Here is an 18,660-nt window from a genome sequence, read left to right as displayed (position 1 = left end):
GCCTCCCAAATCAAAGAGCTGTCCAACCCCCATCCACCGAAATCGTGGTCCCGGTGATCTGCGCGGCCGCATCTGAGCACAGGAAGATCGTGGTGCCGCCGAGCTGCTCGACCGTGGCAAACTCTTTCGATGGCTGACGCTCCAGCAGGACGTTTTTGACCACATCCTCGCGGCTCATGCCATATTCTTTCATCGTGTTCGGGATCTGGGCTTCGACCAGCGGTGTCAGTACATAACCCGGGCAGATCGCGTTACAGGTGATCGGTTCCTGCGCGGTTTCTAGCGCAACAGTCTTGGTCATCCCAACGACCCCATGTTTGGCCGCAACATAGGCGGCCTTGAACGGAGAAGCCGTCAAGCCATGCGCCGAAGCGATGTTCACGATCCGGCCCCACCCGGCCGCGCGCATCATTGGCAGAGCGGCAGCCATTGTGTGATAGGTCGAGTTCATGTTGATGGCGATGATCGCGTCCCACTTTTCGATCGGAAACTGATCAATGGGCGCGACGTGTTGAATACCCGCGTTGTTCACCAGAATATCGCAGGCCCCTGCCTGCTCGATCAACGCGCGGCATTCATCACCCTTGGACATGTCGGCCTTGATGTAACGCGCGTTGGCGCCGGTCTCTTGCGAGATCTCGGCAGCCAGGGCGTGATCTTCGTCGCGGTCGGTAAAGGAATTCAGCACGACGTTCGCGCCGGCCTTGGCCAGTTCACGCGCGACCCCCAATCCAATGCCCGAATTCGATCCGGTGATGATGGCTGTTTTTCCCGAAAGGCTCATGGCCGAACTCCTTCAAAATCCAGTTTGGCGACACACTGCCATGCTGCAACTGCAAAGAAAACGGGGAAACACTCGGGTCGCGCATCCAAGGCCAAATCCGCATAAAAAAACGCCCGCACGAAGCGGGCGTTAAGTTATTGAGGCAGGTTTCATACAGGCAAGAAACCTATCGAGCAGTGGAACCTTTATAAGCAATTCCGCGCCTTCGTCCAAGCTAAAAGTTTGAAAATAAGAAAAATCATCGCTACGGTGAATCCCAACAAAATAAGGCCAGAGCAGGATTGTTTCCAAAATGAGCCCCGATTTTCTACGCCCCGCACGTCCCTGGATTGCGGGAATCACCGCGCTTTTGAGCACTTCTATTGCTCATGCAGAATCGGCACATGGCATAGCTATGTATGGCGACCCGGCGCTACCACCGGATTTTGTGTCTCTGCCCTACGCCAACCCGGAGGCGCCAAAAGGTGGAAAAGTCGTTTTCGGGAATACCGGCGGCTATAACAGTTTGAACCCGTTTGTGCAAAAAGGCAGCTCTCCGTGGCAGTTGCGTTTTTGGACTCACGAAAGCCTGATGGGCCGGTCCTGGGACGAACCTTTCACTCTTTACGGGCTATTAGCCGAATCAGTTGAGACTGCGCCGGACAGGTCCTGGGTCGAATTTACCCTTCGGGAAAACGCCCGTTTTTCGGATGGCACCCCTGTTACTGTAGACGATGTCATCTGGTCCTATGAGACATTGGGAACCGAAGGCCATCTGCGGTATCGCGGTCTTTGGGGCAAAATCGACAGCATCGAACAAACCGGTCCACGGTCCGTGCGCATCACCTTTAACGAGCCCGACCGGGAACTTGCCCTGATCGCCGGGATGCGCCCGATCCTGCAGAAGGCGCAGTGGGAAGGAAAGGACTTCGCCAATGCCGGATTGCATGACATTCCGGTGGGCACCGGCCCCTATGTTGTCGATAGCTATGAGGCTGGCAGGTACGTAAACCTGAAACGGAACCCGGATTATTGGGGCACCGACATCCCCTTCCGCCATGGCACCATGAACCTGGATGAGATGCGCATCGAGTTTTACGGCGATGGCACCGTTCTGTTCGAGGCCTTCAAAGCCGGAGAATTGACGGCCGTACGCGAATTCAACGCCGACAAGTGGGCCACACAGTACAACTTCCCAGCTGTTCAGAGCGGTGACGTCATCAAAACCGAAATCCCGCACGGCAAGCCCTCGGGCATGACCGGGTTCGTGATGAACACACGCCAGGCTCCGCTCGACGATTGGCGCGTTCGCGAAGCGCTCATGCTGGCCTTCAACTTCGAGTTCATCAACGACACGATCACAGGTGGCGCACAACCACGTATCACGTCCTATTTCTCGGGTTCAGATCTGGCGATGCTGCCTGGCCCGGCCACGGGGCGCGTCGAAGAGTTATTGCTGTCCTTCAAAGACGATCTGCCGCCCGGAGCGCTAGAGGGCTACACCCTGCCCGAAGGCGATGGATCGGCCCGGAACCGGTCCAATATCCGCGCTGCGACCAAACTGTTGGCCGACGCGGGATGGACCATTCAGGACGGCGTGCTTCGCAACGAAAACGGTGACGCATTTACGATGACCGTGTTGCTGCAACAAGGCGACACCGAGAGTCAGACGGCCATCGAGATTTACTCGCGCGCGTTAGAGCGTCTTGGGATTCAGGTAACAATAGAACAGGTCGACAGTGCCCAATTTACCGGACGCACATCCGAGTTGGATTTTGATATGACCTTCTTCCGCCGCGCGCTGTCCCTGTCACCGGGCAACGAGCAGCGCCTGTATTGGGGCAGCGAAAACGCGGACACGCCGGGTACACGAAACCTGATGGGTGTCGCCTCGCCCGTTGTGGACGGATTGATTGACGCAATGCTGGCCTCGGAAAGCCATGAGGATTTTGTTGCCGCGACCCGCGCCCTTGATCGCGTTCTGACCGCCGGACGTTATGTCATTCCGATCTGGAACTTCGATGAAGGTCGGATCGCTCATGCCAAAGAGCTTAAGCAGCCGCAAACGCTGCCGATCTATGGCGATGGGCCGGAATATATGCCGCAGGTCTGGTGGTACGAAGAGTAATCGGCCAGACGCGGTCTTTAGAGGCGTAGGCGGAAATCGGCACAATGCCAACGAGCACCGCATATTGCGGGTTCATTTCCAGCCTACGCCAACATGTTGTCGTTGACCCTACGTCAAGTGGCCTAATAAAAAACCTACACAAAAAGCTTTACTGAACGGGTATTGGCGATATAGCTTGTACATATATTGCAGCGTACATCGCGAACTGATTATTGCTTTGATTTTCAAAACGTAACTCTTCGTCCGGTGCGCTTCACATCGAATTCACGGACCGGCCTCCACTCACTCCAAAAACAGGTCCGTTTGCCCGTTGCGGGTTGACTGCAACGGGCAATTTCGGTTTCGCCAGAAAACATCCATGGGTGCGACATTTTGTCATGCCCAGTCCCTAGCGATGCGTCCGTACGCTGAACTACGGGCCGAGCAGTTGTGAAACCTTTAATACGGAAAGCTCGCTGATGTTGAACTGGACCGATCTAACGCAAGACTGGGACGCAATGTATGCGCGCGCCAAACGGCGTTTTCCGAACCTGCGGGATCAGGACATGGTGCGGTTGAGCAAAGACCGCAAACGTTTCGAAGCGTATCTGGCCGAGCGCCACCAACTGACTATGAACGAAGCCCACGAAGAGCTTGAGGACTTTTTGTTCACAGAAGGTTTGAACCGCGAATTTAGCCGCTCGTTAAGTAAGTGATGTCACCCACAGGATCATTGCGTCTTCGTCGCTGACCGAAATTACATTGTGACCCATGCTACCGTCGTAATAGGCGCTGTCGCCGCGGCGCATTTCGACTGGTTCATAAAACTCGGTATACAAGCGAACAACCCCCGTCAGAACATACAGAAATTCTTCGCCGTCATGGCGCACCCAGCCATCGAACTCCTCCATTGACCGGGCGCGGACGCGGGCCCGATAGGGCAGCATCTGCTTTTTCGTCAGCGTGTCGGCCAGCAATTCATGCTCGTAAGTGGCAGTTGGATGCGCCGACCCTTCGCCCATCCGCGTAACGGCCATCCGTCCGATCACCTGTTCCCGCTGCGGCGGGGTAAACAGCTGTGGCACTGAAATCTCCAGACCGGTCGCCAGCTTTTTCAGCGCGTCATAGGTGGGCGACATCTGCCCGTTTTCAATCTTGCTGAGGGTTGAACGCGCCAGACCGGCCTGCGTCGCCGCCTGTTCAAGCGTCCATTTCCGCGCCTTTCGCAGCTCGCGCACACGCGCGCCAAGGTCAAGCGGCTCAACTTCCGTATGTTCGCCCGAGTCACGTGCAATGCGGATTAAGGATGTCTGATCTTGGGTGCTCATGAGTCATTCTATAGGCGCAGCCTGTCGTGCTTGCAACGCACCTGTCGTCACGCTAGCCAGTTGCTATGCTTTCTGTATTCGATCAGGGGCCGCCACCGGCCTGCCCGAAACCGTTCAATCTGGCTGCGCATGTTCTACGCTCTGCGGACAGGCTAGCGGACAAGACCGCCTTGTCCGTTCTGGGCCCGACAGATGCAACGCATTGGACCTATCGCGACCTGAAGCAGGCTATTCTTGGCACCGGAACAGGGCTGCTGAATGCCGGGCTAAAGCCCGGCGATATCACGTTGATGCGGTTGGGGAACACAGTTGATTTCCCAATCGCCTATCTGGGCGCGATTGCCGTCGGCATCGTCCCCGTTCCAACTTCGTCGCAGCTGACACAGCCCGAAACGGCGCGCATGATAGAAGACCTCAAGCCCGCCGCGATCCTGCGCGACCCGTCGGTCACCTGTGCTATGCACCCGGTTCAAATTGATTTGAGCGCATTGGTCGGGATGCGCGCCCTGCCCCCAGCCGAGTTTCAAATGGGCGATCCGGATCGTATGGCCTATGTCGTGTACACGTCGGGCACGTCCGGTAAACCGAGAGCCGTAGCCCATGCCCATCGCGCCATCTGGGCACGGCAGATGATGGTCGACGGTTGGTACGGCCTGAGCGAAAGCGACCGTTTGTGCCATGCGGGCGCGTTCAATTGGACGTATACCTTGGGTACCGGGTTGATGGACCCGTGGACCATCGGCGCGACGGCTCTGATCCCTGAACCCGGGACCGACATAAACGCCCTGCCCGCTCTGCTGCGCCAACATCAGGCAACCATTTTCGCCGCCGCACCCGGTGTGTTCCGAAAAGCGTTGAGCTCCGGGGATGACCTCCGCCTGCCAGATCTGCGACACGGGCTGTGCGCCGGCGAAAAGTTGTCGCGCCACCTGCACGAAAAGTGGACACAGGCGACGGGAACAGAGCTTTTCGAGGCTTATGGAATGTCCGAATGCTCGACGTTTATCTCTTCAAGCCCGGAACATCCGGCGCGGGGCGATGCGCTGGGGCAACCCCAGCCTGGCCGTCGCGTGGCGATCCTTGGATCGGACGGGCCGGTGCCGCAGGGTCAGGAAGGCACCATTGCCGTGCACCGCTCGGACCCCGGCCTGATGCTGACCTATCTTAACGCCCCGGACGAGGCCGAAGCCCGCATGCAGGGCGACTGGTTTCTGACCGGCGATCAGGGTGCGATGGCTGTCGACGGCCAGATCACCTATCTGGGCCGCGACGACGATATGATGAACGCCGGCGGTTACAGGGTATCTCCGGTCGAGGTCGAGGCCGTGCTTACCAGATACCCCGGCATCGCACAGGTCGGGGCCGCCGTTGTCGAAGTCAAACAGGACACATTTGTGATAGCTGCCTTCTATACCGGCCCGGAAAAGCTGGACGAAAACGCCCTTCGCACCTATGTCGAGGCAAATCTGGCCCGCTACAAACAACCGCGCGCCTTCATCCATCTGCCTGAACTGCCTGCCGGCGGGAACGGCAAACTTCTGCGCCGGGCGCTGCCGGCCTATTTCAAGGCGACCAATGAATGACCCAGACCGTCAAGCTTGATATCATGTCCGACCCGATCTGCCCGTGGTGCTATATCGGCAAAACGCATTTGGACAAGGCTCTGGCGGCAATCCCGGATCATCCCTTCGTCATCGAATGGCATCCCTTCCAGCTGAACCCCGACATGCCGGATGCGGGCATGGACCGCCGCGAATACCTCGAGCGGAAATTCGGCGGCAAGGAAGGCGCCGTGCACGCCTATGCTCCGGTCGTCGAACACGCCGAAAATGCAGGTTTGAAAATCGACTTCGAGGGCATGAAGCGCACGCCCAACACTCTGGACGCCCATCGCCTGATCCATTGGGCCGGGATCGAGGGTAAACAGAACGCCATCGTGGACGCCTTGTTCGACGCCTATTTCGTACAAGCCCGCGACATCGGAGATCACGAGGTGCTGGCCGACATCGCCGACAATGCCGGAATGGACGCCGCCGTTGTGCTGAAACTTCTGAAATCCGACGCCGACCGCGAGGATATCAGCAACCGCGACAGCCATTCCCGGCAAATGGGCGTGAATTCGGTCCCGACTTTTATCGTGGCCAATCAGCACGCCGTTCCCGGTGCGCAACCCCCTGAAATGTGGGAAAAAGTGATTGCCGAGATCATGTCTCAAATTGAGGCTTCTCCTGCAAATTAGCACAGCCCCTTGTGCATTTAGACACCTAGCGTCACCTGATCTGCCGTGATAGCGCGATCAGGTTAGGAGGGCGCCATGGCCAATCGCATGTCTCGCGGCGAGTTCATCGCACTTATTGCAATGATGTTTGCAACGATCGCGTTTTCGATCGACTCGATGCTGCCAGCGCTGCCAAGTATTGGTGCTCAGCTCAGCCCAGATGACATCAACAAGGCGCAGTTGATCCTTACCTCGTTTGTTCTTGGCATGGGAATCGGCACGTTTTTCACCGGTCCGCTCTCCGACGCCTTTGGCCGAAAACCAGTGATTTATGTCGGTTCTGCCCTGTACATCTTGGCCGCCGCGGCCGCGTGGGCCAGTTCCTCGCTTGAGATGCTGCTGATCGCCCGCATCTTCCAAGGGGTCGGTTGCGCGGCCCCCCGCGTGGTGGCCATGGCGATTATTCGCGACCTGTATTCGGGCCGTGAAATGGCCCGCATCGTGTCCATCGCCATGATGATCTTCACGCTGGTGCCCGCAATTGCGCCGATGCTGGGGGCCGGAGTGATCGCCCTGACCGGATGGCGCGGGATCTTTGCCTCGTTCATGCTGTTCTCGCTGATCACCGTTGTTTGGATGGGTTTGCGCCTGCCCGAGTCGCTTGATGCGGAAAACCGCCGCCCCCTGCGCCTGCCACTGATGCTGGACGCCGCGCGCCAGATGTTTGCACACCCGACTGTTCGGGTTTCGATCATGGTGCAGACCCTGTGCCTGGGCATGCTCTTCACCATGCTGACCATGGTGCAGCCGATCTACGACATCATCCACGACAGCGCCGACAGTTTCCCGTTCTGGTTCGGTTTCGTTGCCTTGATGTCTGGCTCCGCCAGCCTGTTGAACGCGGCGCTTGTTATCAAACTGGGCATGCGCCGGATCGTGACATGGGCCTTGGGTGCTCAGGTCGTTTTCACAACAGCCGTCATCGCCCTGAACGCGGCAGAGCTTTCGCCCAACATGTCCTTTGCTGTTTTTGTCAGTTGGCAGACGGCGGTGTTCTTCATGGCGGGTATGACGATGGGCAACCTGAACGCCATTGCGATGGAGCCGATGGGCCATATCGCAGGCATGGCGGCCTCGGTGATCGGGGCAATCTCGACCGTTCTGGCTGCGGCGATCGCGGCGCCGATCGGCCTTTTTTTCGACGGCTCAATCGCGCCGCTGGCACTAGGCATTCTGACCATGAGCACGCTTGGGTTCGGCCTGATGCTGCACATGGGCCGTGTTGAAAACCGACTGGCAGCCTGACCTGTGCAGAACCGATGAATCAGTCTAACCTCCCCTCAATCCGAGGGGAGATTTTCAATGAGCGAATATTACGATCTGGGCGTCTATTCCTGCCCTGTCACAACAGCTTCCTCAGACGCACAGCTGTGGTTCGACCAGGGGCTGAACTGGACCTACGGGTATAACCACGACGAAGCGGTCGTGTGCTTTCAGCGCGCGCTCGAATTCGACCCGGATTGCGCGATGGCCCACTGGGGCGTGGCTTATGCAGCCGGGCCGAATTACAACTTGCCCTGGAAATTGCTGGACGACCGCGGTCAGAGAAAGGCGTTGGCTCTGGCCTATGATGCCACACAGAATGCTCTGGCTTTAGCAGACGGCAGTACTGCGGTGGAACAAGCGCTGATCCGCGCCCTTCCCGCGCGATATCCTCAGCGCGATCCTATCGAAGATATGCCCAGCTGGGACCACGACTTCGCCGACGCGATGCGCGCGGCTTTTGCTGAACTGCCGGATCAACTCGACCTGCGCACCATATATGTCGAAGCCCTTCTGAACCTGACCCCTTGGCAGATGTGGGACCTGAAATCCGGGCAGCCCGCAGAAGGCGCCGCGACGCTTGAAGCGCAAAGAGCGCTGGAAGACGCCATGGCCAACGATCCGGGAGCCATGTCACACCCGGGCCTGCTGCATCTTTACGTTCACCTGATGGAAATGTCGCCGACGCCAGAAAAGGCGCTGAAGGCTGGGGATGTCCTGCGCACCTTGGTTCCGGACGCGGGGCATCTGGTGCATATGCCGACGCATATCGACGTATTGTGCGGACACTATCACAACGTCGTCTATTGGAATGAAAAGGCCACCGAGGCCGATCTGAAATATTATGAGCGTGAGGGCGCGTTCAACATCTACACTGGCTATCGCCAGCACAATTATCACTTTGCCATCTATGGCGCGTTGTTTCTGGGACAGATGGAACCCGCACTACGCGCCAATCAGGGCATCTGGGACACCACGCCCGAGGAAATGCTGCGCATCGAAAGCCCGCCCATGGCGGATTTCTTCGAAAGCTATATGTCGATGGGGCCTCATATCCTGATCCGCTTTGGTCGGTGGGAAGAGGCGAAAGCCTTGCCGCTGCCCGAAGACCAGAATCTCTATCGCACGGTCACGGCGACCACCCATTACGCCCGCGCAGTCGCATATGCCGCGACCGGTCAGGTCGCCGAGGCTGAGGCAGAGGAGCAACTGTTTATCGCCGCCAAGGACCGGGTGCCCGAAACCCGGCTGCTGCACAACAACCGGGTGGTTGATCTGCTGGAAATCGCCCGTGAAATGCTGCGAGGCGAAATCGAATACCGCAAAGGCAACTATGACGTCGCTTACACCCATTTGCGCCGCTCCGTCGAACTGGACGACACACTGCCTTACGACGAGCCCTGGGGCTGGATGCAACCCACGCGTCATGCGCTTGGGGCATTGCTGTTCGAACAAGGGCATGTAGCCGAGGCAGAGGCGGTGTATCGCGAGGATCTGGGTCTGGGGGGAACCCTCAGCCGCGCCTCGATCCACCCCGACAATGTTTGGAGCCTAAAGGGGCTGCATGATTGCCTGAAGGCGCGCGGCGAAACCGTTGAAATCAAGCAGATCAAACAGCGCCTCGATCTGGCACTGGCTCGTGCGGACCGCGCTGTCGGAGCCTCCTGTTTCTGTGCTCAAGCCGCTATGAGGGCGGCCGAATGACCCGCGTCGCGCTACTTTGCGTGTTGGCCTGCGGCCCGGCACTGGCCGAGCGGCAGTCGTTTCCTCCCGTCGATCAGGCGGACCGCGATCCAACGCTTGCGGCCTTTCGCGAAGCGTTTCTGGCCAAAGTCGCCGCGCGGGATACCGAAGGCGTCATCGCTGATGCCTGCCCGGACGTCTACCTCAGCCACGGCGGCAATGGCGGCCCGTTAGAGTTACGCGCGAACCTTGACCCCGATCCGGAAAGCCTGCCGGAACAGGACCGCCATCGTGCGGACGAAATCCGTGAAAACTATTGGAGCGATCTGGAAAACACCCTGTCCCAGCCCGGCTATTTTGATGAAGGCGGCGAGTTCTGGATGCCCCATCAGTGGCAGATCACCCTGCCCGCCTCATTGGACCCCTACATGGCCTTTTATGTGACCGGAAAGGATGTAACACTGCGCCAAGCGGCAGGGCGCAATGCGCCAAAGCTTGCCCTGATCAGCCATGAAGTCGTCATCATCCCGGATTACTCGGAAGCCAATAAATACCAGCGCGTAATTCTAACGGATGGCACGCGGGGTTACATGCACAGCGACTTTCTATGGCCCATGTCCGGCCACCGTGCCGCGTTCGCGAAATCCGACGCGGGTGAATGGCAACTGTGCACCTTTGTCAGCGGCGACTAGGCCTTCGCCTTTTTCTTCTTCTCGGCCATAACCTTCTCGGCCAGATCGCGCGCAATGGCGAACGCGCCTTTGATCTTGTCGCTGTCCTTCTTCCAGTCGCGCCGGACGACGATCTTGTTGTCCTTGACCTTAGCCAGCCCACGCTGGTTCTGGATGAACTCGACCAGTCCTTGTGGCGAGGCGAATTTGTCGTTGTGAAACTGGATCGTTGCCCCTTTCGGCCCGCCGTCCAGCTTGGCAATGCCCGCACGTTTGCACATCGCCTTGATGCGCACCACCAGCATCAGGGTGTTCACCTCTTTCGGCAGCGTCCCGAACCGGTCAATCAACTCAGCCGCAAAGCCTTCAAGTTCCACCTTGGTCGACAGCGACGACAGGCGACGATAGAGGCCCAGACGCACGTCCAGATCGGGCACGTAATCCTCGGGGATCAGGACCGGCACGCCCAGGTTGATCTGGGGCGCCCATTGATCGTCAGCGTCCGACAGCCCTTCCATCTCACCGGCTTTGATCTTGGCGATCGCCTCTTCCAGCATTGACTGGTAGAGTTCGTAGCCCACGTCGCGCATCTGGCCGGACTGTTCCTCACCCAGCAGGTTGCCCGCGCCGCGAATATCCAGATCCTGCGAGGCCAGCGTGAAACCAGCGCCCAGCGTATCCAACGATCCCAGAACCCGCAGGCGTTTCTCGGCCGTGGCCGTCAGTTTCTGACGCGGCTTCGTGGTCAAATAGGCATAGGCACGGGTTTTGGACCGCCCGACCCGGCCCCGGATTTGGTAGAGCTGCGCGAGGCCGAACATATCCGCGCGATGCACAACCATCGTGTTGGCAGTGGGAATATCCAACCCGCTTTCCACAATCGTCGTTGCCAGCAACACATCGTATTTACCATCGTAGAAGGCGTTCATCCGGTCATCGAGCTCACCCGCCGCCATCTGCCCATGTGCGACCATATAGGTGAGTTCCGGCAGTTGGTCCTTCAGGAATTCCTCGATTTCGGGCAGATCCGAGATGCGCGGCACCACATAGAAACTCTGCCCGCCGCGATAATGCTCGCGCAGCAGAGCCTCGCGAATGGTGACCGCGTCGAATTCGCTGACATAGGTCCGGATCGCCAGACGATCGATGGGCGGCGTGCCGATGATCGATAGGTCTCTCACACCGGTCAAAGACAGCTGCAGCGTGCGCGGGATCGGCGTGGCGGTCAGGGTCAGCACGTGGACATCGCTGCGTAGTTGCTTCAGACGCTCCTTGTGACCGACGCCGAAATGCTGCTCCTCGTCGATGATCAACAGGCCGAGATTGTTGAACCGGATGCCTTTGGCCAGCAGAGCATGGGTGCCGATCACGATATCGACCGTCCCGCGTGCCAATCCATCGCGGGTCTGTTGCGCCTCTTTCGCGGAGACGAAGCGCGACAACTGTCGTACTTCGAGTGGGAAACCCCGGAACCGTTCCTTGAACGAAGCCGCGTGTTGACGGGCCAACAGCGTAGTCGGCGCGATCACGGCGACCTGCACGCCGGACATCGCAGCCACAAAAGCCGCCCGCATGGCGACCTCGGTCTTGCCGAACCCTACATCGCCGCAGATCAGTCGATCCATTGGTGCACCGGAATGCATGTCCTCCATCACCTCGGAGATCGCGCGCAGTTGGTCGTCAGTTTCCTGATAGGGGAAGCGTGCGCTGAATTCTTCCCATGCATGTGGCGGCGGATCCATGACCGGAGCTTTGCGCAAGGCACGCTCGGCCGCGATGCGGATCAGCTTGTCCGCCATCTCGCGAATGCGCTCTTTCAGCTTGGCCTTCTTCGCCTGCCATGCACCGCCGCCGAGACGGTCCAGCAGCCCTTCGTCATGGCCGTATTTCGACAGCAGTTCGATATTCTCAACCGGCAGGTATAGCTTGGCCTGTTCCGCATATTCCAACAGCAGGCATTCATGCGCGGCACCGGCGGCAGTCACGACCTCCATCCCCATGTAGCGGCCGATCCCGTGGTCCACATGCACCACTAGATCGCCCGGGGAAAGCGATTGGGTCTCGGTAAGAAAGTTTTCGGCCTTGCGGCGTTTCTTGGGCTGTCGGATCAATCGGTCGCCCAGCACATCCTGCTCGGCAATGACCGTCAGGCCGGGTGTTTCAAACCCATGCTCCAGCGCCCAGACCGCCAGATGCAGACCGCGTTTGCCGATCCGTGTGCCGTCGGTGACGGGGATGGCTTCGGCCAGGCCTTCGTCCTCAATCAACCCGGTCAACCGTTCGCGGGCGCCTTCGGAATAGGACGCGATCAGGACTGGCCCTTTGGCCATCTTGTCTGTGATATGGCTTGCCAGCGCACCAAACAAGCTGATGCTTTCCTGTTGCCGCTCCGGTGCGAAATTGCGACCAATCCGGCCACCCGCGTCGATCACACCGGGGCCACTGGCCTGTGGCAGCGGGCTGAATTGCATGACACGGCGCTTGCCGACCGCCTGATCCCACGCAGCATCGTCCAGATACAACAGCCCCGGCGGTGTAGGCTTATAGACGGTGTCCATGCGAGAGCGATTTTCCAGCGCCAACCGACGCGTTTCGTACTGATCGGCAATCGTGTCCCACCGCGCCAGCCGCGCGGGCGTCACCTGATCATCCAGCGAAACCGTTGCGCCGGGCAGATAGTCAAACAGCGTCTCGAGCTTTTCGTGGAAGAACGGCAGCCAGTGTTCGATGCCCTGATGCTTGCGGCCTGCACTGACGGCCTCATAAAGCGGATCGTCGGTACCGGCCGCGCCAAACTCGATACGGTAGTTCTGGCGAAAGCGGGTAATGGCGGCATCGTCCAGAATGACTTCCGAGACCGGCGCCAGTTCCACGACGTCCAGCTTCTCGGTCGTGCGCTGGGAAACCGGATCAAACCGGCGGGCGCCATCGAGAACATCGCCGAACAGGTCCAGCCGGACCGGGCCGGATTCGCCCGGTGGGAAAATGTCGATGATCCCGCCGCGGATGGCGTAATCGCCCGGCTCCATCACTGTCGGACTTTGGGTGAACCCCATCCGCACAAGGAAATTCCGCAGCGCGGTTTCATCCACGCGTTGATTTACGCGGGCGGTAAAGGCGGCCTCGCGCAGAATTTCGCGCGCCGGCACCCGCTGGGTTGCGGCATTCAGCGTGGTCAGCAGGACAAACCGGTCGGGCATCTGGTGAATCAGCGCCGCCAGAGTCGCCACACGCGCTGCAGCGATATCTGCGTTGGGCGAGACCCGGTCATATGGTAAGCAGTCCCAACCCGGAAAGACGAACACCGGCATATCCGGTGCAAAAAAGGCCAGCGCCGCCCGCATGGCTTCCATCCGCTTGTCGTCGTGCGCGACGTGACAGACCGGCCCGCTGGAGCGCGCGATCTCGTTCAGAACAAGCTGCGCGTCAAACCCTTCGGGAGCGCCGCCAACCGTCACATGGTTCGGAGCCGTCATCGCCTTGCCTTTCCGATTTTTATCCCCCGAGAACGCCGATTGAGACGTTCTGATACATACCCCAAAGTGACGTAATCAAAATTGAGATCATGCCAATAATCTGCGTGTATATGCGGCACCGGGTGAGCGTCTTCGTCACAAACTCCAACCTCTGGTTGCTCTGCTGCAGCTTACGCGCGGCACGTATATTGATAAGCGTAACGATGCACACGGGGAAAAGCAGTAAAAACACCGCCTGCGCAAATTCGACACCGTAGTAGAACCCAAGCGTCGCGAGCCCGGTGAATATGAAGCAGCTCAGCGCAAGGATGACCAGCCCGGACACATCCACGATGTAAAGCAACCGGTTACGGTTTATCCGTACGATATCCAGCAGGTCCTGTTCGGACTGTCCGCCAACCCGACGTGCGCGCACGACCAGATCATACGGAACCCCCATCGCCCAATGGCTGGCTGTCGACCAAAGCACCGCCAGCACGATCCAATACCACAGATTCGAAAAGCTGCGCATGTCGATGAGTTCGAAGATCGAAGATTGCAAATCCACGCGTCAGCCCTTTGTTCACTGTCCTTGGGGCCTTCTTCGCACAGGCGCGTCCATTGTTACCCTTGAGACCACCGGGAATTCATGCCACCCAATGCGCAAATATTCAAGGAGAGCGCGACATGAAACCGACCATCGCCCCCTATCCTCTGGCCCGATTTCGCAGAGCGCGCCAATCCGACGCGATCCGAGGGCTGGTGCGCGAAAACACCCTGACCACGGACGACCTGATCTGGCCGGTTTTTGTGCGCGACGGTGAGGGTATCGAAGAACCCGTTCCCTCAATGCCCGGTGTGGTGCGCCGCTCGGTTGACCTGATCGCGAAGGCAGCGGTCGAGGCACAGGCGCTGGGTATCCCCGCGATCTGCATTTTTCCATACACCGACCCGACTTTGAAAACTGAAGATTGCGCCGAGGCTTGGAACCCTGACAACCTGTCGAACCGCGCCATTCGGGCAATCAAGACAGCAGCACCTGATATCGCAATTATGACGGATGTCGCGCTGGATCCGTACAACATCAACGGCCATGACGGGTATGTTGTGGACGGCGAGATCGTGAACGACCAGACGGTCGACGCCCTCGTCAAAATGACACTGGCGCAAGCCGAAGCCGGTGCCGACATTATCGGTCCGTCGGACATGATGGACGGTCGCATCGGTGCCATGCGCAGCGCTCTTGAGACGGCCGGGCATACAAACGTCATGATCCTGAGCTACGCGGCCAAATATGCCAGCGCCTTCTATGGCCCCTTCCGCGATGCGGTGGGCGCGTCGGGCGCGCTGACCGGGGACAAAAAAACCTATCAGATGGACCCGGCCAATTCGAACGAGGCCCTGCGCCTGATCGAACGGGATCTGACCGAAGGCGCGGACATGGTGATGATCAAGCCGGGCATGCCTTATCTGGATATCTGCCGCCGCGTGAAGGACACGTTCGGAGCGCCCACCTATGCCTACCAGGTGTCCGGCGAATACGCGATGATTCAGGCCGCAGCCCAGAACGGATGGATCGATGGAGAGAAGGTCATGCTGGAAAGTTTGCTGGCCTTCAAGCGTGCCGGATGTGACGGCATCCTGACCTATTTTGCACCTCAGGTCGCACGCATCCTTCAGGGCTAAAACACGGGACGGTCGCAATTTTTCGCCGATTGTGAAAGCTGGCGGACCAGCTTTCCCGTGACACACGGGCGCAATCGGCGTATTCTTGCACACAAGATCGGGAACACCCGACACTTCAGGCAGTTAATACAGAGAAAAAAACATGAGCAGTTCCAACTCTCCCCGACTGAACCGTCGTGGCTTTGCGCTTGGCATGGCCGGACTGACAGTGACCGCAGCCTGCGGCAACGGCGTAGGAAGTTCGAACGCGGCCCAGATTGATGCCCGCGTGAACGTGACTTTGAACGAAATGTTCACAAAATACCCAAACACCGTCGAGATCGCCAACAAATCTGACGGCATGCTGGTGATGCCGCTGATCACCGAGGCCGGGTTCATCTTTGGCGGTGCCTATGGCCAGGGTGCGCTGCGCATCAATGGCGCAACGGTCGACTACTACTCGGCCGTGTCCGGCAGCGCAGGCCTGCAGATCGGCGCGCAGCAATATGCACATGTTCTGTTCTTCATGACGCAGGACGCATTGGATGACTTCCGCCGCTCCAGCGGTTGGACCGCGGGGGCGGATATCGGCTATGTCGTCGACGCCACCGGCGAGTCAATCTCAACCGACACCAACCAATTGCGCAAACCCGTACTGGCCGCCGTTTTCGGGCAAGCCGGTCTTAAATTCGGTGCCACCGTCGAAGGCACCAAGTACACACGCATCATTCCCTGATACTCGGATACCACGCCCCCCCCCTCCGGTAAGCCCTGCCACAGTCTTGGAAATTGTGGCAGGGCTTTTCATTTGAACATGATAACTCGACGTTCGCGCGGCGTTCCTCTTTCGGTCCGCAGGACCTTCAAGTAGTGTTCAGCACATAATTTTCGTACGAAAACGTGGGGCGTTCATGGGTCTTGTCTTTCGCTGGCTGGTTCGGATTGCAACGGGTCTGATCCTGTTGGCTGTGGCGGCTGTGAGCCTTGTCTATTTCCTCGCCAGCCAGTCCTTGCCGGACTATGACCAGGACGTCGAAGTCAACGGTCTGAGCGCACCTGTCGAAATCGTGCGCGACACTGCCAATGTCCCCCACATTCTGGCCGAAAACGACCCCGACGTGTTCTTTGGCCTTGGTTACGCCCACGCGCAGGACCGCCTGTGGCAGATGACCGTAATGCGTCGCACGGCACAGGGTCGCCTCTCTGAGGTTTTCGGCAAGCGCACCGTCGCCATCGACAAACTGCTGCGCCGTTTTGACCTTTATGGCCTCGCCCATCGCTCGGTCGAGGTGCAGGACGACTACACCAAGGCCGCGCTGCGGGCCTATTCTGCGGGCGTCAATGCGCGTCTGGATGAGATCAACGAAAACGCGTTGGGACGCGGTGCGCCCGAGATGTTCCTGTTCAACGCGCCGGTTTCGCCATGGCAACCCGGCGACAGCATTGCGGTCATCAAACTGATGAGCCTTCAGCTGTCTGGCCATCTGAAAGACGAGGTGTTGCGCGCCCGCACGTCCCTGATGCTGAACGATCCCGAACGGTTGGCCGATATCCTGCCGGATGTACCCGGTCCGGGGATCGCAGCATTGCCGGAATACGCGGCGCTGTTTCCCGGCCTGCCCCGCTATGCCGAAGGCACCCCGATGCCCGTCTCTCCCCTGTCGCCATTTCCCAAGCGCGGTCTGGCCGGGGCATCTAACGCGTGGTCCGCCGCCCCTTCACGCTCGGCAATTGGCGGCACGTTGCTGGCCAATGATCCGCATCTTGGCCTGACTGCACCCGGCGTTTGGTATCTGGCTCGTCTGGAGCTGGCCAAAGGCGGGGTCATCGGAGCGACCATTCCCGGCATTCCGGCAGTCATGACAGGCCGTAGTGACCGGCTGGGCTGGGGGCTGACCTCCTCTTATCTGGACGATCAGGATGTCCATATCGAGCAGTTGAACCCGGAAAACCCTGAAGAATACCTGTCACCCGACGGTTATAAACAATTCCGCTCCCGCCCGTCGATCATCGAAATCAAGGATGAGGCGCCCATCACCCTGACCCTGCGTTGGACCGAAAACGGGCCTGTCCTACCCGGCAGTCACTATGATCTGGAAACGATCACCCCACCCGGCCACGTCACGTCCCTGTCGTGGACAGCGCTCAGCCCCCGTGACACATCCATGACGGCGTCGATGGCACTGATGAATTCGGACAACGTGCGCGAAGCCATTGATGTGGCTGAACAATTCATTGCGCCCTCGCAAAACCTGTCGCTGGTCGACAAGGACACCATCGGCATGAAGCTGATCGGCGCGATGCCCAAGCGTGACATCCGCAACCAAAGCCGCGGTCGCATCCCTACACCGGGTTGGTTGGCGGAAAACCTCTGGCAAGGACGCTTACCTTATGCGGACAACCCCGAATTTGTTGCCCCCGCAGGTGGCATTCTGGGCAACACAAACAACAAGATCATCGACCGGCCCTTCCCGGAACATGTCTCGTACGAATGGGGCGACACCCAGCGCATCAATCGGTGGGAACGTCTGATGCAATCGCGTGAGGTACACACCCGCGACAGCTTTATCGAGGCGCAGCTTGATACCGTCAGCTTTACCGCGCGCTCGTTGCTTCCACTGATCGGCGCGGACTTGTGGTTTACCGAGGCATCGGCCCCCGAAGGCACCCCGGAACGCCAACGTCAGATCGCGCTGTCCCTGCTGGCTGAGTGGAACGGTGAAATGAACGAACACCTCCCCGAGCCACTGATCTACGCCGCATGGCTGCGCGCGCTGCAGAACCGGCTGATCTCGGACGAGTTGGGACCTCTGGCCACCGAATACAAGCACGTCGAACCGCTGTTTATTGAGCGTGTGTACCGCGACATCGATGGCGCATCCGTCTGGTGCGACGTCCGCCAGAGCGCACCCGTGGAGACCTGCACTGATATGGCGCGGCTGGCGCTGGACGACGCGCTGATCTGGATCACCGAGAAATACGGCGGCGCTTTGGAATCCCTGCGCTGGGGCGACGCCCATCAGGCCACACATGATCACCAGGTTCTGGGATCGGTTCCGGTTCTGCGGTTCTTCGTCAACATCCGCCAGTCCACCAGCGGTGGTGATAATACCCTGCTACGCGGACGCACATCGGGCGAAGGTCCCGACCCGTTCCAAAACGTACACGGGGCCGGTTATCGCGGCGTATATGATTTTGCCGATCCCAACAGCTCGGTCTTCATCACGGCAACCGGTCAGTCCGGCCACTTCCTGTCGCGCTACTACGACGATCAGGCGCAGCTTTGGCGGCGGGGTGAGTATATCCCGATGTCGCTGGACCTGGACCTGGCCCGTGCGGCAGCAGTTGGTGTGACAAACCTGATCCCGCGCTGAATTCTATCGTTTCGGCAGGACTTTGCCCCTTTTCTTGCCCGCCGTGGACGCGCGCGGGTGTTTTCGCCTACGA

At 59.1% G+C, this 18,660-nt stretch carries 14 protein-coding genes; 10 read left to right on the top strand and 4 right to left on the bottom strand.

Annotation, left to right across the window (positions count from 1 at the left end):
* Positions 1-10 precede the first annotated feature (10 nt).
* A complete protein-coding gene (locus tag ACR0AA_RS02320; protein WP_480660451.1) occupies positions 11-784 on the bottom strand; it encodes a 3-hydroxybutyrate dehydrogenase in 774 nt (257 codons plus the stop codon).
* A 292-nt stretch (positions 785-1,076) separates the two neighbouring features.
* On the opposite strand from ACR0AA_RS02320, the gene ACR0AA_RS02315 reads away from it, so the two are divergent.
* Entirely contained in the window at positions 1,077-2,891 is a 1,815-nt protein-coding gene (locus ACR0AA_RS02315; RefSeq protein ID WP_480660453.1) for an extracellular solute-binding protein, read from the top strand.
* 458 nt (positions 2,892-3,349) lie between these two features.
* On the top strand, positions 3,350-3,586 hold the full coding sequence (locus tag ACR0AA_RS02310) for a hypothetical protein (RefSeq protein WP_239334904.1): 237 nt from the start codon (positions 3,350-3,352) through the stop codon (positions 3,584-3,586).
* Here the strand turns inward: ACR0AA_RS02310 and ACR0AA_RS02305 are convergent.
* The gene (locus ACR0AA_RS02305) at positions 3,575-4,198 is read right to left on the bottom strand and encodes a helix-turn-helix domain-containing protein (RefSeq protein WP_480660455.1); all 624 of its coding nucleotides are present in this window, start codon (positions 4,196-4,198) and stop codon (positions 3,575-3,577) included. The two genes, ACR0AA_RS02310 and ACR0AA_RS02305, sit on opposite strands and share 12 nt — an antisense overlap.
* Before the next feature lie 65 nt (positions 4,199-4,263).
* Between ACR0AA_RS02305 and ACR0AA_RS02300 the strand changes: the two genes are divergently transcribed.
* From ACR0AA_RS02300 to ACR0AA_RS02280, 5 genes are all read left to right on the top strand, one after another.
* Entirely contained in the window at positions 4,264-5,781 is a 1,518-nt protein-coding gene (locus tag ACR0AA_RS02300; RefSeq protein ID WP_480660457.1) for a class I adenylate-forming enzyme family protein, read from the top strand.
* Positions 5,778-6,437: a DsbA family oxidoreductase gene (locus ACR0AA_RS02295; RefSeq protein WP_480660459.1), complete on the top strand. Its 660-nt coding sequence runs from the start codon at positions 5,778-5,780 to the stop codon at positions 6,435-6,437. Before ACR0AA_RS02300 ends, ACR0AA_RS02295 begins: the two co-directional genes overlap by 4 nt.
* A gap of 75 nt (positions 6,438-6,512) precedes the next feature.
* Complete coding sequence (locus tag ACR0AA_RS02290) at positions 6,513-7,721, top strand: multidrug effflux MFS transporter (protein WP_480660461.1); 1,209 nt, start codon at positions 6,513-6,515, stop codon at positions 7,719-7,721.
* 57 nt (positions 7,722-7,778) lie between these two features.
* Positions 7,779-9,443, top strand: coding sequence for a tetratricopeptide repeat protein (locus ACR0AA_RS02285; protein ID WP_480660463.1), 1,665 nt, complete (start codon positions 7,779-7,781; stop codon positions 9,441-9,443).
* Complete coding sequence (locus tag ACR0AA_RS02280) at positions 9,440-10,114, top strand: SH3 domain-containing protein (protein ID WP_480660465.1); 675 nt, start codon at positions 9,440-9,442, stop codon at positions 10,112-10,114. The genes ACR0AA_RS02285 and ACR0AA_RS02280 overlap by 4 nt, the downstream gene beginning before the upstream one ends.
* Here the strand turns inward: ACR0AA_RS02280 and mfd are convergent.
* Entirely contained in the window at positions 10,111-13,569 is a 3,459-nt protein-coding gene (gene mfd / locus ACR0AA_RS02275; RefSeq protein WP_480660466.1) for a transcription-repair coupling factor, read from the bottom strand. The two genes, ACR0AA_RS02280 and mfd, sit on opposite strands and share 4 nt — an antisense overlap.
* A gap of 19 nt (positions 13,570-13,588) precedes the next feature.
* The gene (locus tag ACR0AA_RS02270; protein WP_480660468.1) at positions 13,589-14,116 is read right to left on the bottom strand and encodes a component of SufBCD complex; all 528 of its coding nucleotides are present in this window, start codon (positions 14,114-14,116) and stop codon (positions 13,589-13,591) included.
* Between the two features lie 119 nt (positions 14,117-14,235).
* On the opposite strand from ACR0AA_RS02270, the gene hemB reads away from it, so the two are divergent.
* The 3 genes from hemB (at position 14,236) to ACR0AA_RS02255 (ending at position 18,587) form a co-directional block, all read left to right on the top strand.
* The gene (gene hemB / locus ACR0AA_RS02265; protein WP_480660470.1) at positions 14,236-15,234 is read left to right on the top strand and encodes a porphobilinogen synthase; all 999 of its coding nucleotides are present in this window, start codon (positions 14,236-14,238) and stop codon (positions 15,232-15,234) included.
* Between the two features lie 142 nt (positions 15,235-15,376).
* Positions 15,377-15,949, top strand: coding sequence for a lipid-binding SYLF domain-containing protein (locus tag ACR0AA_RS02260; protein ID WP_480660472.1), 573 nt, complete (start codon positions 15,377-15,379; stop codon positions 15,947-15,949).
* Between the two features lie 175 nt (positions 15,950-16,124).
* Complete coding sequence (locus ACR0AA_RS02255; protein WP_480755354.1) at positions 16,125-18,587, top strand: penicillin acylase family protein; 2,463 nt, start codon at positions 16,125-16,127, stop codon at positions 18,585-18,587.
* Positions 18,588-18,660: the final 73 nt, after the last annotated feature.

It is taken from the genome of Ruegeria sp. CE8 (genome assembly GCF_056537465.1).
This window is presented reverse-complemented; position numbering and strand designations above follow the sequence as displayed.

Bases quoted from the DNA above. Each gene is read 5' to 3' on its own strand.
- ACR0AA_RS02320 (WP_480660451.1), bottom strand. From the start codon at position 784: ATGAGCCTTTCGGGAAAAACAGCCATCATCACCGGATCGAATTCGGGC.
- ACR0AA_RS02260 (WP_480660472.1), top strand. From the start codon at position 15,377: ATGAGCAGTTCCAACTCTCCCCGACTGAACCGTCGTGGCTTTGCGCTT.
- ACR0AA_RS02315 (WP_480660453.1), top strand. From the start codon at position 1,077: ATGAGCCCCGATTTTCTACGCCCCGCACGTCCCTGGATTGCGGGAATC.
- hemB (WP_480660470.1), top strand. From the start codon at position 14,236: ATGAAACCGACCATCGCCCCCTATCCTCTGGCCCGATTTCGCAGAGCG.
- ACR0AA_RS02290 (WP_480660461.1), top strand. From the start codon at position 6,513: ATGGCCAATCGCATGTCTCGCGGCGAGTTCATCGCACTTATTGCAATG.
- ACR0AA_RS02295 (WP_480660459.1), top strand. From the start codon at position 5,778: ATGACCCAGACCGTCAAGCTTGATATCATGTCCGACCCGATCTGCCCG.
- ACR0AA_RS02300 (WP_480660457.1), top strand. From the start codon at position 4,264: ATGCTTTCTGTATTCGATCAGGGGCCGCCACCGGCCTGCCCGAAACCG.
- ACR0AA_RS02310 (WP_239334904.1), top strand. From the start codon at position 3,350: ATGTTGAACTGGACCGATCTAACGCAAGACTGGGACGCAATGTATGCG.
- ACR0AA_RS02280 (WP_480660465.1), top strand. From the start codon at position 9,440: ATGACCCGCGTCGCGCTACTTTGCGTGTTGGCCTGCGGCCCGGCACTG.
- ACR0AA_RS02285 (WP_480660463.1), top strand. From the start codon at position 7,779: ATGAGCGAATATTACGATCTGGGCGTCTATTCCTGCCCTGTCACAACA.
- mfd (WP_480660466.1), bottom strand. From the start codon at position 13,569: ATGACGGCTCCGAACCATGTGACGGTTGGCGGCGCTCCCGAAGGGTTT.
- ACR0AA_RS02305 (WP_480660455.1), bottom strand. From the start codon at position 4,198: ATGAGCACCCAAGATCAGACATCCTTAATCCGCATTGCACGTGACTCG.
- ACR0AA_RS02255 (WP_480755354.1), top strand. From the start codon at position 16,125: ATGGGTCTTGTCTTTCGCTGGCTGGTTCGGATTGCAACGGGTCTGATC.